Raw genomic sequence first — 13,075 nt, forward strand, 5'->3', positions numbered from 1 at the left:
GTCGACGGGCGGTGATGCTTTGCCGTCGCGGCTTAGCGGACAGGGCTGTGCGAGCCCTCATCCGACCTGCTTCGCAGGCCACCTTCTCCCGCAAGGGGAGAAGGGTTCAGTCCTTGAACCACCCCGACGCAGATCAGCAACTGCCCGAAATAATACAGCCCCCACACGCCCAGCCCGACGACGAAGCTGTCCGCCAGCGGTCCGGCGCGACCGAAGATCAACAGGTCCGACACCACGAACATCACCGCTCCGATCCCGACCCGGAAGCGGTGGAAGCGGCTGATCCAGGCGGTGGCGGCCATCAGCGAAAGGCCCAGGCTGTAGAGCGCCACGCCCGACGCGCCGGCGCGGTCGGACGGCAGCAGCCAGGCGATGATCACCGTCGCCGGGACCAGCACGACGGCGAGGGCCAGCTGGCTGCGCGACAGCGTCTGTCGCCGGTTGCGCAGATAGAGGCCGATGGCGATCAGGTGCCCGACCAGGAAGGCCAGCGCTCCGACGGTCAGGCCCATCGCGCCCAGCAGCACATCGCCCAGGGCGCCGAACGCCATCACCGCGACCAGCAGCCAACCGTCGAGGCTCCTGGCCTTTAGCATCGCATAGACGGCGAGCAGGCCGACGCCGAGACCCTTCCAGGTCAGCTCGGCGGCTTGTGGCAGGCCCCGGTCCCATGACGCCACATAGCTGACGCCGGCGATGATCGAGGCGACCAGCACCCAGCGAGCCATCCTGTCCTTGGTGTCCATGCGAAATCCGTCCCCTCGATTGGCCGCGCTTTACGGCGGCTTGTGGCGGCCAGACTGGCGCGAGGGGGGCGTTTTTCGCAAGCTGTGTTGGCGCCTCCCGCGAAATGTCGGAAGGAAGAACACCCTGGTACGGAGAAGACCATGAACGGCGCGGACGCCCTGATCACCACCCTGGCCGATAACGGCGTTACTGCCTGTTTCGCCAATCCCGGCACCAGCGAGATGCAGTTTGTCGCCGCGCTCGACCGCGAGCCGCGCATGCGCTCGATCCTGTGCCTGTTCGAGGGCGTGGCCACCGGGGCCGCCGACGGTTATGGCCGCATGGCGGGGAAGCCCGCCTGCACCCTGCTGCACCTGGGTCCCGGCTATGCCAACGGCGCGGCAAACCTGCACAATGCGCGGCGGGCCTATACGCCGGTGGTCAATGTGATCGGCGACCATGCCACCGATCATCGCCAGTATGACGCGCCGCTGAATTCCGACATCGCCGCGCTGGCCGCGCCAAACTCGATCTGGGTGAAGTCCGCCGAGAGCGCCGATCAGGTCGGAGCGCTGGCCGCCGAGGCCGTGGCCGCCAGCTTCGGCGCGCCGGGCGGCAATGCCTGTCTGATCTTGCCGGCCGACAGCGCCTGGAATGAGACCAATGCTTCAGGGCCGGTGATCGAGGCTCCGCGTCCGGCCGCGCCAGATGCGGCAGCCGTCGCGTCGGTCGTCGCTGCGATCAGGGCGGCCAAAAAGCCGGCGATCCTCCTGGGCTCCAGCGCCTGCGGGGAGGCGGGGATAGCCGCCGCCGGACGGCTGAGCGCCGTCGGCGTGCGCGTGCTGACCGATACCTTCACCGCCCGCCAGTCGCGCGGCGAGGGGCGCTTCCGGCCCGACAAGATGATGTATTTCGGCGAGCAGGCCCTGAAGGACCTCGACGGGACCGATCTGATCGTCCTGGCCGGAACCAGCCAGCCGGTGGCCTTCTTCGCCTATCCCGACCGCCCCAGCGTGCTGGTCCCGGAAGGCTGCGATCTGACCACCCTGTGCGGCCGGGAGGTCGATGCGCTCGCAGCCCTGAACGCTCTGGCCGACGCCCTTGGCGCGCCTGCCCAGGCGGTGGTCGAGGCCTATGTCGAACCGGCCGCGCCGGGCGCCAAGTTCGACGCTTGGGCCATGGGCGCCTCGATCGCTAGGCACATGCCCACGGACGCGATCATCTCGGACGACGCGGTGACGGCCGGCCTGCCGATCTTCACCCAGACCCGCAACGCCCGCGCCCATGACTGGCTGTCGCTTACGGGCGGCGCCATCGGCCAAGGCATGCCGGTCGCCATCGGCGCGGCTGTGGCCTGCCCCGACCGCAAGGTGCTGAGCCTCAACGGCGACGGCGCCGGCATGTACACGGTGCAGGGCCTGTGGACGATCGCCCGCGAGAAGCTGGACGTCACCGTGGTGATCTTCGCCAACGGCGCCTATCGCATCCTGAGCATCGAGATGGCCCGCACCGGCGGCGGCGAACCGGGGCCAAAGGCCTCGCGCCTGCTGGACCTGGGCGATCCGAAGATCGACTGGGTGCCGCTGGCCAGCGGCCTGGGCATGCCCGCCGAGCGGGTCGAGACGGCCGAAGCGTTCGACGTGGCGATGCAGCGGGCGATGACGACGCCGGGGCCGCATTTCATTGAGGCGGCGATGAAGTAAATCCTCCCCCTGAAGGGGGAGGAGGCCGGAGCGGGAAGACCGCACCGATCGGCAGCACTTCCCCCTCCGTCGCCTAAGGTGACACCTCCCCCTATAGGGGGAGGATTAAAAAGCCCGCCGGGATCGCTCCCGGCGGGCTTTGCTGTTCAGGCTTTCGCCGTGATCAGGTTTTCTTGGAGGCGTTGGTCGGCAGCTTGCAGCCGCCGCCGATGCCCTTGGCTTGCGAGCAGGAGAGGATCTCCTTGGACTTCGGAGCCGGGGTGTTGATCGGATAGCTCATCACCCAGCCCGGCAGGCCGTCCGAGCAGGCGACCTCGAAATAGCCCTCGGTCTCGTTGCGACCCACCAGGCGGACGCCCGAGACCTCGCACGAGCCCTTGCCGTAGGCCTTCAGATCGGCCGACAGGCGCGGGAACACCGAGTCCTGCTTGGAGAAGCTGCAGCGATAGCCGTTCATTTCCGCGAACAGACAGTCGTAGACGATCGCCGGGCCTGTCGAGAAGATCCCAATCGCGCCGTCGGGACGGTTCTTGCACTTCAGCTCGACGATTTCCTTCTTGGGGTCCTGGCTGGGCAGCATGCCGTACTTTTCGACATCGCAGTTGAAGCCGCCCTTGGTGGCCAGCTTGCTGTAGAGGCCGGCTTGCTCGGTTTGCGCCGCGACCGAGTCGGTCAGGGTGCAACCGCCGCCGACGAAGGCGGCCTGGGCGCAGTCGATGGCGCGGGCCAAGGCTCCGCCGGCCGCGGTCTGCTGCAGCATGTAGCCCTTGCCGTCGGCGCAGGCGACCTCGAAGTAGTTGTCGGCCTTGGTGCTGAGGACGTAGCGCTTGTCCTTGACCTGACAGGCCTTGCCCGACGCAGCGGTCAGGGTGTCGACGATGGCCAGCTGGGTGGCCTTATCCGTCAGCTTGCAGCTGACATTGGCGCCCTCTTCGTAGAGCAGGCAGCTGGTGCCGGCGACTTCGTCGGCCACATTGGCCGGAGCGCTGGTCTGGAGGATGTAGCCCGTGCCGCCCTTACAGGCGACTTCGAAGTACGACTTCTTGGCGCCGGAGCCGATGGCGCGGGCGTTTTCGATGTCGCAGGCCAGGGCGGCCTTGGTGACGAACGGCTTCAGGCCGGCCTTGGGGTCGGCGTTGCCGGGCAGCAAGCAGGCCAGGGCGCTCGGGTTGCCGTCAGCGGCCGGGGCGTTCGATTCCAGGCAGGTGAAGACCTGCGGCGCGGCGTCCTTCTTGGCGATCAGCGCGAAGCCGATGCTGTCCTGACAAGCGACCTCGTAATAGCTGCTCGCGGTTTTCTTGTCGGCGCCGATCAGGCGAGCGTCGGTGATGACGCAGCCGGTATTGACGGTTTGCATGAGCGCTGGGGCGTCTTTCATGCCGGCTTCACGCGCCTTGGCGTCAATAGCCGGCTTGCTCTTGCTCTCTTTCGGCGCCGAAATAACGGCGGCGGGAACAAGCGCGCCGAGCGCGAGGGCGGCGGCCAAGCCGATCGCGAATGGCCTCATGGGAAACATCTCCTGGGTGGATTCCTCGCGCGGACATAAGCGCGCCCTTGCGTTGGGGGTCAAGATGTCCTCCGAGGTGAGCGAAAACATGGCGAAAGGGAGCGGCGTATGCGCGACGGGCTGGAAGAGGATGCGACCGAACCGCGCAAGGCCAAGCTGGTCTATCCGTTCGAGGTCGCGCCGGAGCAGGGCACGGGCGAGGCCGTCGAGGTCGCGCCAGGCGTTCTGTGGCTGAGACAGCCGCTTGGCGGGTCGCTGCAGTTCATCAATGTCTGGGCCATAGCCGATGGCGAGGGCTGGGCCATCGTCGACACCGGCGTCCAGACCAAGGAGACCAGCCAGGCCTGGCGCGCGGCTTTTGCGGGCGCTCTGGGTGGCAAACCGATCACCCGGGTGATCTGCACCCATCTGCACCCGGACCATGTGGGCCTGGCCGGCTGGATCGTGCGCAAATTCCAGTGCCGGCTGTGGATGACCCGCCTGGAATATTTCCAGTGCCGGATGCTGGTGGCCGACACCGGCCGCGAGGCGCCCGAGGACGGGGTGCTATTCTTCAAGGCCGCAGGCTGGGACGAGGACGCCATCGAGAACTACAAGGCCCGCTTCGGCGGCTTCGGAAAAGCGATCTACGCCCTGCCCGACAGCTATCGCCGGCTGTCCGACGGCGAGGACTTCCAAATCGGCGACCACATCTGGCGCGTGGTGACGGGGCAGGGCCATTCGCCCGATCACGCCTGCCTGTGGTGTCCGGCGCTGGGTCTGCTGATCAGCGGCGACCAGGTGCTGCCGCGCATCTCGTCCAATGTCTCGGTCTTCCCGACCGAGCCCGACGCCGATCCTCTGAGCGACTGGCTGCGATCCTTGGCCAAGGTCAAGGCGACGGTGCCTGACAGCGTGCTGGTCCTGCCGGCTCACAACGATCCGTTCCACGGCCTTCACGCCCGGATCGACCATCTGATCAACGGCCACGAGCGGGGGCTGGACCGATTGCAGGGCAAGCTGAAAGAGCCAAAACGGGCCATCGACGTCTTCGGCGCGCTGTTCGCCCGACCCATCGGTCCAGACTTGCTGGGCATGGCCACGGGCGAGGCCTTGGCCCATCTAAATTGCCTGATCGGGCGAGCGGCCGTGCGCAAGGAGACCGACGCCGAGGGCGTGGCCTGGTACGGAGCCGTCGAAGCCCTCGAAACAACCGTTTGATATTTCGTGCGCGAAGTACTAGCGTCGCGGCATGCCCGTGCCGCCCGACCGCCGTCTTGTCTTCCTGCTCAATGCCGGCAACCGGCGCGTCCAGCGCTGGATCGAGGCGGCGATGGCGGCCAAGGGCGGGCTGACAGCGGCCAATTCCGGCGTGCTGTTCTTCCTGGGCCAGCGCGACGGCGCCTTGATCGGCGAGGCGGCTGAGGCGCTGGATCTGGCGCCTTCGGCCATGACCGGCCTGATTGACCGGATGACCAAGGTCGACCTGGTCGAGCGTCGCTCCGACCCCGCCGACGGCCGCGCCATGCGGCTGTACCTCACCGAAAAGGGCCGCGCCGCGCGCGAATACGCCAAGGGCGGCCTCGACAGCATCAACGCAAACCTGACCGACGGCTTCTCCGATGAGGAGATCGCCGTGGTCGCCCGCTGGCTGATGAGCCTGCAAACCAAGTTCCCCAAAGGAGACGCCGCATGACCGAGCATGTGAAAGTTCAGATCGACGCCGGCGTGATGACCATCACCCTGTCGCGCCCGGAAAAGAAGAACGCCCTGTCCAACGCCATGTATGGCGTGCTGGCCGACAGCCTGGAACAGGCCGAGGCCGATCCCGCCTTGCGGGTGGTGGTGTTTCAGGCCGACGGCGACGCCTTTACCGCCGGCAACGACCTAGCCGATTTCACTGCCCAGGCCACCGGCGGCTTCAGCGGCGAGCGGCATGTGGGGCGGTTTCTCAAAGCCCTGGCCAACGCCACGCGTCCGCTGGTCGCCGCCGTGCACGGCCAGGCCGTGGGCGTGGGCACGACCATGCTGCTGCACTGCGATCTCGTCTTCACCAGTCCCGACGCGCGCCTGACCACGCCGTTCGTCAACCTGGCGCTAGTGCCGGAAGCCGCCTCCAGCTGGCTGCTGCCGGCCCGCATCGGCCACGCCCGCGCCTATGCCATGTTCGCGTTGGGCGAAGCCGTGGACGGCACGACCGCCGCCGCCTGGGGTCTGTCGAACGCGGTCGTGCCGCTGGACGAACTTCGCGCCCGGGCTCGGGCCGCCGCCGACCAGCTTGCCAAGCGTCCGCTGGGCGCCCTGACCACCACCAAGCGCCTGATGCGCGACGCCGAGAAGATCGCCGCCCTGATGGACACCGAAGGCGCGCTCTTCGCCGAGCGATTGCAGACGGCCGAAGCCCGCGAGGCCTTCATGGCCTTCGCCGAGCGTCGCCCGGCTGACTTCAGCAAGGTCGCCTAGCGACATGCTGCTGGCCGTGATCCTGGCCGCGACCCTGTTCGCGCTGGCCGGCGTTCATCTGTACTGGGCGTTCGGCGGCCGCTGGCCGGGTCATGATGAGGCTTTCATGGTCGAGCATGTGGTCGGCCGCACGGCCGGCATGCGGGCGCCTGGCCCTTTGGCCAGCGCCGCCGTCGCGGCGGCCCTGGCGGCCGGCGGGCTTCTGATCCTGGCCGTCCTCGCGCCGCCGTCACCGCTGGATCCCTGGCTGCAGGCCGCGCGGTGGATACTGTTCGCTGTCTTCGCCCTGCGTGGCCTGGCGACCTATGCGCCGCCGGTGTTCCGCTGCGCCGAGGGCACGCCCTTCGCCCGCCTCAACCGCCGCGCCTATGGCCCGCTGTGCCTGGCCATCGTCCTGGGGCTGCTGGCCCTGCAATTGTAGCGTTCGAAGCAACAAGAAAATCACGGGAGAGACGACATGGCCGACCGCATCACCTCGGGCTTCAAGCCCCACACCCCGGCCCGCGACGTGGTCGCCGGCCACGACCTGACCGGCAAGGTCGCCATCGTCACCGGCGCGGCCACCGGCATCGGGGTCGAGACTGCCCGGGCTCTGGCCGAGGCTGGGGCCGAGGTGGTCATCGCGGCGCGCAAGCCGGATCTGGCCGAGGCAGCCGTCGCGGAGGTCAACAAGACGGCGAAAGGCGCCACGGCCTCTTGGTCGATGCTCGATCTCTCCAGCTTCAAGTCGATCCGCGCCTTCGCCGAGCGCTGGGGCGACAAGCCGCTGAACCTCCTGATCAACAATGCCGGGGTCATGGCCTGCCCGCTCGCCTATACCGAGGACGGGCTGGAAATGCAGATCGGCACCAACCACTTCGGCCACTACCTGCTGTCGGTGCTGCTGGCCCCGAACCTGATCGCGGGCGCCAAGCAGTCGGGCAAGACCTCGCGGCTGGTGTCGCTGTCGTCGATCGGCCACCGGCGCTCGGGCGTGAACTTCGACGACCCGCACTACAAGACCCGCGAGTACGACAAGTGGGAAAGCTATGGCCAGGCCAAGAGCGCCAACGCCCTGTTCGCGGTCGGCTTCAACAAGCGCTTCAAGGACCAGGGCGTGTTCGCAAACGCCGTCATGCCGGGCGGCATCATGACCCCCCTGCAGCGCCACCTGCCGATCGAGGAGCAGATCGCCCTCGGCTGGATCGACGAGAGCGGCAAGGTCCGCGACGGCTTCAAGACCACCGAAGAGGGCGCCTCGACCAGCGTCTGGGCCGCCGTTGGCGACGAGCTGGAAGGCGTGGGCGGGCTTTATCTGGAAGACTTGGCGCAGGCCGCTCCCTGGACCAAGGACAAGCCCTGGGCCGGGGTCATGCCCCACGCTCTGGACCCCGAGGCCGCTGATCGCCTGTGGGACCTGTCGGTAAAGACCACAGGCGCGGGGTGACCCGCCGCCGCAGCGGGGCTAGAACAGGTCGATCACTTCCGGAGACCTGCTGATGTCGCTTCAAGGCAAGACCCTGTTCGTCACCGGCGCCTCGCGCGGCATCGGCTTGGCCATCGCCCTGCGCGCGGCGCGCGACGGGGCCAATATCGTCATCGCCGCCAAGACCGCCGAGGCCCATCCCAAGCTGCCGGGCACCATCTATTCGGCTGCGGCCGAGATCGAGGCGGCCGGCGGCAAGGCCCTGCCGCTGATCGTCGATGTGCGCGAGGAGGCTTCCGTCTACGAGGCTGTCGAGAAGGCCGTCGCCCGGTTCGGTGGTATCGATATCTGCGTGAACAACGCCTCGGCCATTTCGATCACCGGCACGCTGTCGACCGAGATGAAGCGCTACGACCTGATGCATCAGGTCAATGGGCGCGGCACGTTCCTGACGTCGAAGGCCTGCATCCCGCATTTGAAGAAGGCGGAGAACCCGCACGTCCTGATGCTGTCGCCGCCGCTGGACATGAAGCCCCGCTGGTTCGCGCCGCACGTCGCCTATTCGATGGCCAAGTACAATATGAGCCTGTGCGTGCTGGGCATGGCCGAGGAATTCCGCAGCGACGGCATCGCCTTCAACGCCCTGTGGCCGAGGACCGGCATCGCCACCGCCGCCATCCAGTTCGCTTTGACCGGCGAGGAAGGCCTGCGCCATTGCCGCAAGCCGGAGATCATGGCCGACGCGGCCCATGCGATCTTCGAAAAGCCGTCACGGGCGTTTTCAGGCAACTTCCTGATCGACGACAGCTTCCTGTACGGCGAGGGCGTCACCGATTTCACCCCCTACGCCGTCGACCCAACCGCCACCCTGATGCCAGACTTCTTCGTGCCCGAGGATAGTGTCCCGCCGCCGGGGGTGAAGATCGGCTAGCGCTTCTTCTTCCGCGCCGCCACCTCCAGCGAACGCCTTGCCCACGCGACCAGCAGGTCACTGTCGTCCAGCGCATCGACGGGCGCGGTCCAGTAGGCCATGGGCTTGCCTTCGCCGAACGGATCAAAGGCGTGAGAGCCTGCCGCCTCGAAATCGGCTTTCAGCGACTCGTCGCCCTTGAGATAGAGGGTGTCGTCATCGATCAGGGCGAAGAACAGGCCGTTCGCATAGAGCCCGACCCCGCCGAACATCTTGCGCGACGACAGCAGTCCCAGCGGGGCCAGCTGTTCGAGCGCGAAGTCCAGATAGTCCGAAGAGACCGCCATGCCCTCGCCCTCCAGGAACGTCACCATCCGCCCAGCTGTCGCAACCGACGGCGCCCTGATCCTCCAGTTCATCCGCGATCTGGCCGAGTATGAAAAGCTGCTGGATTCGGTAGAGGCGACGGAAGCACATGTGACGACGGCGCTGTTCGGAAAAAACCCCCGGGCGTTCTGCGACATCGCCGAGATCGACGGCGCGCCGGTGGGTTTCGCTCTGTGGTTCTACAATTTCTCGACCTTCGTCGGGCGTCACGGGATCTATCTGGAAGACCTGTTCGTGCGGCCGGAAGCGCGAGGCTCTGGCGCGGGCAAGGCCTTGCTGGCCAATCTGGCGCGGCGCTGTGTGGACGAGGAGCTCGGTCGGCTGGAATGGGCCGTGCTCGACTGGAACGGGCCGTCCATCGCCTTTTATGACAGCCTCGGCGCCGCCGCGATGGACGAGTGGACCGTGCGGCGGATGACCGGGGATGCGCTGCGCAAGCTGGCCGGCGTCTGAAACTCTTCTCCTGCCCCGCATAGCGGGGGAGGTGGCGCGGTGCGGATACGCGCCGTGACGGAGGGGGCGTCCAGCCTTGCCGGCGTGCTTTGACGGGGCCACCGCCCGACGCCCCCTCCGTCACGCCGCCGATGGCGTCGCGCCACCTCCCCCGTTTCACGGGGCAGGAGGAATTAGTCCAGCCGGTCGGCTTTCCGCAGTTCCGGGAACAGCCAGGCCCATAGCCCTGTCACGCCCAGCGCCCCCAGACCGCCGAAGACAACCGCCCCGACCGGGCCAAGGAACCAGGCGGCGACACCGCTCTCTGCCTCGCCCAGTTCGTTGGAGGCGCTGATGAACACGCCCGAGACGGCCGAGACCCGGCCGCGCATGGCGTCGGGGGTGACGATCTGGACCAAGGTCTGGCGGACATAGACGCTGAGCATGTCGGCCCCGCCCAGCAGGGCAAGGGCGCCGACCGACAGCCACAAAAGCTGCGAGAGGCCAAACACCACGGTGGCGGCGCCGAACACCGCGACCCCTGCGAACATGACCCGGCCGGCGTGGCGGCGGATCGGGTTGCTGGCCAGGTAGATGGCCACGATCGTCGCGCCGATGGCGGGCGAGGCGCGCAGTATGCCAAAACCCGCCGGCCCGATATGCAGCACGTCCTTGGCGAACACGGGCAGCAGGGCCGTAGCGCCGCCGAGGATCACCGCGAACAGATCGAGCGAGATCGAGCCGAAGACGATCTTGTTGTTCCAGACATAGGAGAGCCCCTCCTTGATCAGCTCAAGGCGCGAGCCGGGCTGGGTCTCTGGCCGGGTGTTCTGGCGGATCATCAGGGCCATGACGGCGGCGGTCAGATAGAGGGCCAGGGCCACGCCGAACGCCAGGGCTGGCGAATGGATTAGCAGCAGGCCGCCAACGGCCGGGCCGATGATCGAGGCGCTCTGCCAGGCCAGGGAGTTCCAGGCGATGGCGCGGGGCAGCAGTGCGCGTGGCACCAGCATGGGGCCAAGGGCGCTGCTGGCGGGCGAGAGGAAGGCGCGGCTGGCCCCGAACATCACCGAGACGGCGAAGACCGGCCACAGGGTGTGCGAGCCGGTCAGGGCCAGGAACAACAGGACCCCGGCGCTGACGGCGTCCACCGCCAGGCTGACGGCGACGATCAGCTTGCGGGTCCGGCGGTCGGCGGTCTCGCCGGCGATCAGGGTCAGGGCTAGCAGCGGCAGAAACTGGGCGAGGCCGATCATGCTGACCAGGAAGGCCGACTCGCCGACCGATTTCGTCAGGCGGGCGATGGCGTAGACCTGCCAGCCCAGGGCCACCGATTGGATCTGCACGCCCAGGGTCGAGATGAAGCGCTCGACCCAGAACAGCATGAAGTCACGTTCCCGCAACAGGGCGCGGGTAGAGGTGTCAGGGGCGGGTTCGGCGGCCGGGGGGGAAAGGTCGGACATTGCGCCGCACCATACTGACGCTGAGCGGCGCCGCAACGTTGTTGACCCGAGGGCGGCTTGGCCCTACAGCGCCCGCGAGTTGTTGAGAGGTCCGGGGATGCGACTGCCCAAACACGCGCGACGAATGACGCGCGAACGCGCCACGATCTGAAGCCCTCCCGCGCCTGGCGTCGGGAGCCCCCGACGACCTTTCGCATTTCAAAGGCTGATGACCTCCATTTATCCTGTTTCCAAAGCTCCGGTTTCCGCGCCCGCCCTCGTCCTTGAGATGCCCGTTATGGAAACCGCCGTCACCGCCCTGATCGACCGGGCGTTCGGCCCCGGCCGCTTCGCCAAGGTTTCCGAGCGCCTGCGCGAGGGCAACCGCCTGCTGGCCGACTGCTCGTTCGTGGCGATGCGCGGCGGCGAGCCGGTCGGCTGCGTACGCCTGTGGCCTGTGACCATCGGCGGCGAGCCAGCGGCGTTCCTGGGTCCTCTGGCTGTCGACTCCGAGGAGCGCAGCGCGGGCCTGGGCCAGACCCTGGTCGAGGCGGCATGCGAAGCCGCCCGGGCCGCCGGCTGGAAGGCCGTGCTGCTAGTCGGCGACGCGCCCTATTTCACCCGCGCCGGCTTTTCGGCGGATCATACCTGGGGTGTCGTGATGCCGGGACCCGTGGATCAGCGCAGGGTGCTGCTGAAGGCCCTGGTCGAAGGCGGCGATCAAGGTCTCTCGGGGCTGGTCGCGGTCGCCTGAGACGTTCCGTCGCTTGAGCCCAAGCGGATCGCGCGCCTCACTATGCTTGAGTGGTCGGGCGGCATGGCCTACCTGAAAGCCATGACCGCCGATCCTCCAAAAGCCGGACTTGAAGGTGTCGCCGCCGCCGTGAAGGCTGCGGGCGAGCGCGGCCTGCCGCCGGTGCATCTGTGGCATCCGGAACATTGCGGCGAGATCGACATCCGCATCCGCAAGGACGGGGTCTGGTTCCACGAGGGCACGCCCATCGGCCGCGAGGCCCTGGTGCGTCTGTTCTCGACCGTGCTGCGGCTGGATCCGGACGGCTATCACCTCGTTACGCCCGTCGAGAAGATGAAGATCGTCGTCGAGGACGCGCCGTTCATCGCCGTGCGTGTGGATCGCGAAGGCGAGACGCTGAAATTCCTGACCAATGTCGGCGACGTGGTCGAGGCTGGGCCAGACAACATCATCCGTGTCGAGACTGATCCGCAAACCGGCGAGCCGCGGCCCTATCTGCATGTGCGGCGGGGTCTTGAGGCCCTGATCGCCCGCCCGGTGTTCTACGAACTGGCCGAGATGGCCCAGCCCCGCGCGACGCCCGAGGGCGAGGTGTTCGGCATCAGCTCGAACGGCGCCTGGTTTCCTGTCGCCCCGGCCGGGACGGTCCTGGCGTGACGCCGCAGGAGCGCCGCGACTGGATCGCCAGCCGGCTGGACCCCATCGAGCACTATAATCCGAGCCTGGCCGATCCCGTCCGCTCGGACTTCGACCTCAATCCTGGCCTGACCTTCGACAACCCCCACGCCCTGCGCCCCGCCGCCGTGCTGGTCGGGCTGATCGATCGCGAGGAGGGTCTGACCGTGCTGCTGACCCGCCGCTCGGACACCATGCGCAGCCATACCGGCCAGATCGCCTTCCCCGGCGGTCGTTGCGATCCGGGCGAGACCCCCTGGGTCACGGCGTTGCGCGAGGCTCAGGAAGAGGTGGGGCTGGACCCCCGGTTCGTCACCTTGGCTGGCTTGTTGCACGGCTATCAGACGGTGACCGGCTTTCACGTCACCCCGGTGGTGGGCTTCATCGATCCGGCCGCCGAGTTCGTCGCCAGTCCCGAAGAGGTCGCCGACGTCTTCGAGACGCCGTTCGACTTCCTGATGGATCCGGCCAATCACGAGCGCCAGCATCGGGTGACGCCCAGCGGCGAGCGGCGCAACTTCTACGCCATGCCGTGGAACGAGCGCTTCATCTGGGGCGCGACGGCCGGGATGCTGCGGGCGCTCTACGAACGCCTGCACGATGAATCCACAGATCAAACCCCTGTTTAGGGCCTATCGCCCGTAGCCGCCGTCACGCTTCCTGCCTAACAATGCCGCCCTTGCTCTTTGGGG

At 67.7% G+C, this 13,075-nt stretch carries 15 protein-coding genes; 11 read left to right on the plus strand and 4 right to left on the minus strand.

The window, feature by feature from the left end; translation table 11 throughout:
- Positions 1–32 precede the first annotated feature (32 nt).
- A complete protein-coding gene (locus ACP69S_RS02685) occupies positions 33–746 on the minus strand; it encodes a lysoplasmalogenase (RefSeq protein ID WP_425994605.1) in 714 nt (237 codons plus the stop codon).
- Positions 747–887: 141 nt separating this feature from the next.
- On the opposite strand from ACP69S_RS02685, the gene ACP69S_RS02690 reads away from it, so the two are divergent.
- Complete coding sequence (locus ACP69S_RS02690) at positions 888–2,429, plus strand: acetolactate synthase large subunit (RefSeq protein WP_425994607.1); 1,542 nt, start codon at positions 888–890, stop codon at positions 2,427–2,429.
- 163 nt (positions 2,430–2,592) lie between these two features.
- Here ACP69S_RS02690 and ACP69S_RS02695 read toward each other — a convergent pair whose 3' ends face one another.
- Positions 2,593–3,936, minus strand: coding sequence for a hypothetical protein (locus ACP69S_RS02695; protein ID WP_425994609.1), 1,344 nt, complete (start codon positions 3,934–3,936; stop codon positions 2,593–2,595).
- Between the two features lie 108 nt (positions 3,937–4,044).
- Between ACP69S_RS02695 and ACP69S_RS02700 the strand changes: the two genes are divergently transcribed.
- Genes ACP69S_RS02700 through ACP69S_RS02725 form a run of 6 tightly spaced genes read left to right on the plus strand, consistent with a single transcriptional unit; the run spans position 4,045 to position 8,714 of the window.
- Positions 4,045–5,136, plus strand: coding sequence for an MBL fold metallo-hydrolase (locus tag ACP69S_RS02700; RefSeq protein WP_425994611.1), 1,092 nt, complete (start codon positions 4,045–4,047; stop codon positions 5,134–5,136).
- Positions 5,137–5,167: 31 nt separating this feature from the next.
- Positions 5,168–5,611, plus strand: coding sequence for a MarR family winged helix-turn-helix transcriptional regulator (locus ACP69S_RS02705; protein ID WP_425994613.1), 444 nt, complete (start codon positions 5,168–5,170; stop codon positions 5,609–5,611).
- Positions 5,608–6,378 (plus strand): enoyl-CoA hydratase, encoded by a 771-nt coding sequence (locus tag ACP69S_RS02710; protein WP_425994615.1) that lies wholly within the window; start codon positions 5,608–5,610, stop codon positions 6,376–6,378. Before ACP69S_RS02705 ends, ACP69S_RS02710 begins: the two co-directional genes overlap by 4 nt.
- 4 nt (positions 6,379–6,382) lie before the next feature.
- Complete coding sequence (locus ACP69S_RS02715; protein ID WP_425994617.1) at positions 6,383–6,799, plus strand: DUF3995 domain-containing protein; 417 nt, start codon at positions 6,383–6,385, stop codon at positions 6,797–6,799.
- A gap of 36 nt (positions 6,800–6,835) precedes the next feature.
- Positions 6,836–7,804, plus strand: coding sequence for an SDR family NAD(P)-dependent oxidoreductase (locus tag ACP69S_RS02720; protein ID WP_425994619.1), 969 nt, complete (start codon positions 6,836–6,838; stop codon positions 7,802–7,804).
- Between the two features lie 52 nt (positions 7,805–7,856).
- The gene (locus ACP69S_RS02725; RefSeq protein ID WP_425994621.1) at positions 7,857–8,714 is read left to right on the plus strand and encodes an SDR family oxidoreductase; all 858 of its coding nucleotides are present in this window, start codon (positions 7,857–7,859) and stop codon (positions 8,712–8,714) included.
- On the opposite strand, the gene ACP69S_RS02730 is transcribed toward ACP69S_RS02725, so the two are convergent.
- Positions 8,711–9,040 carry a TfoX/Sxy family protein gene (locus ACP69S_RS02730; protein WP_425994623.1) on the minus strand — a complete coding sequence of 110 codons (330 nt, stop codon included), beginning with the start codon at positions 9,038–9,040 and terminating at the stop codon, positions 8,711–8,713. The genes ACP69S_RS02725 and ACP69S_RS02730 overlap by 4 nt on opposite strands.
- On the opposite strand from ACP69S_RS02730, the gene ACP69S_RS02735 reads away from it, so the two are divergent.
- Positions 9,039–9,533, plus strand: coding sequence for a GNAT family N-acetyltransferase (locus ACP69S_RS02735; protein WP_425994625.1), 495 nt, complete (start codon positions 9,039–9,041; stop codon positions 9,531–9,533). The genes ACP69S_RS02730 and ACP69S_RS02735 overlap by 2 nt on opposite strands.
- A gap of 173 nt (positions 9,534–9,706) precedes the next feature.
- On the opposite strand, the gene ACP69S_RS02740 is transcribed toward ACP69S_RS02735, so the two are convergent.
- A complete protein-coding gene (locus tag ACP69S_RS02740) occupies positions 9,707–10,975 on the minus strand; it encodes an MFS transporter (RefSeq protein WP_425994627.1) in 1,269 nt (422 codons plus the stop codon).
- Positions 10,976–11,183: 208 nt separating this feature from the next.
- On the opposite strand from ACP69S_RS02740, the gene ACP69S_RS02745 reads away from it, so the two are divergent.
- The 3 genes from ACP69S_RS02745 (at position 11,184) to ACP69S_RS02755 (ending at position 13,012) form a co-directional block, all read left to right on the plus strand.
- Positions 11,184–11,708 (plus strand): GNAT family N-acetyltransferase, encoded by a 525-nt coding sequence (locus tag ACP69S_RS02745; protein WP_425994629.1) that lies wholly within the window; start codon positions 11,184–11,186, stop codon positions 11,706–11,708.
- Positions 11,709–11,789: 81 nt separating this feature from the next.
- Positions 11,790–12,365 (plus strand): DUF1285 domain-containing protein, encoded by a 576-nt coding sequence (locus ACP69S_RS02750; protein WP_425994997.1) that lies wholly within the window; start codon positions 11,790–11,792, stop codon positions 12,363–12,365.
- Positions 12,362–13,012, plus strand: coding sequence for a CoA pyrophosphatase (locus ACP69S_RS02755; RefSeq protein ID WP_425994631.1), 651 nt, complete (start codon positions 12,362–12,364; stop codon positions 13,010–13,012). Before ACP69S_RS02750 ends, ACP69S_RS02755 begins: the two co-directional genes overlap by 4 nt.
- Positions 13,013–13,075: the final 63 nt, after the last annotated feature.

Origin of the sequence: Caulobacter sp. DWR1-3-2b1 (assembly GCF_049895765.1) — a bacterium.
GTDB lineage: Bacteria > Pseudomonadota > Alphaproteobacteria > Caulobacterales > Caulobacteraceae > Caulobacter.

Excerpts from the sequence above, each read along its gene's own strand:
- ACP69S_RS02710 (WP_425994615.1), top strand. The coding sequence starts at position 5,608 with ATGACCGAGCATGTGAAAGTTCAGATCGACGCCGGCGTGATGACCATC.
- ACP69S_RS02730 (WP_425994623.1), bottom strand. The coding sequence starts at position 9,040 with ATGGCGGTCTCTTCGGACTATCTGGACTTCGCGCTCGAACAGCTGGCC.
- ACP69S_RS02745 (WP_425994629.1), top strand. The coding sequence starts at position 11,184 with ATGACCTCCATTTATCCTGTTTCCAAAGCTCCGGTTTCCGCGCCCGCC.
- ACP69S_RS02685 (WP_425994605.1), bottom strand. The coding sequence starts at position 746 with ATGGACACCAAGGACAGGATGGCTCGCTGGGTGCTGGTCGCCTCGATC.
- ACP69S_RS02740 (WP_425994627.1), bottom strand. The coding sequence starts at position 10,975 with ATGTCCGACCTTTCCCCCCCGGCCGCCGAACCCGCCCCTGACACCTCT.
- ACP69S_RS02705 (WP_425994613.1), top strand. The coding sequence starts at position 5,168 with ATGCCCGTGCCGCCCGACCGCCGTCTTGTCTTCCTGCTCAATGCCGGC.
- ACP69S_RS02725 (WP_425994621.1), top strand. The coding sequence starts at position 7,857 with ATGTCGCTTCAAGGCAAGACCCTGTTCGTCACCGGCGCCTCGCGCGGC.
- ACP69S_RS02690 (WP_425994607.1), top strand. The coding sequence starts at position 888 with ATGAACGGCGCGGACGCCCTGATCACCACCCTGGCCGATAACGGCGTT.
- ACP69S_RS02715 (WP_425994617.1), top strand. The coding sequence starts at position 6,383 with ATGCTGCTGGCCGTGATCCTGGCCGCGACCCTGTTCGCGCTGGCCGGC.
- ACP69S_RS02700 (WP_425994611.1), top strand. The coding sequence starts at position 4,045 with ATGCGCGACGGGCTGGAAGAGGATGCGACCGAACCGCGCAAGGCCAAG.
- ACP69S_RS02735 (WP_425994625.1), top strand. The coding sequence starts at position 9,039 with ATGCCCTCGCCCTCCAGGAACGTCACCATCCGCCCAGCTGTCGCAACC.
- ACP69S_RS02695 (WP_425994609.1), bottom strand. The coding sequence starts at position 3,936 with ATGAGGCCATTCGCGATCGGCTTGGCCGCCGCCCTCGCGCTCGGCGCG.
- ACP69S_RS02720 (WP_425994619.1), top strand. The coding sequence starts at position 6,836 with ATGGCCGACCGCATCACCTCGGGCTTCAAGCCCCACACCCCGGCCCGC.
- ACP69S_RS02750 (WP_425994997.1), top strand. The coding sequence starts at position 11,790 with ATGACCGCCGATCCTCCAAAAGCCGGACTTGAAGGTGTCGCCGCCGCC.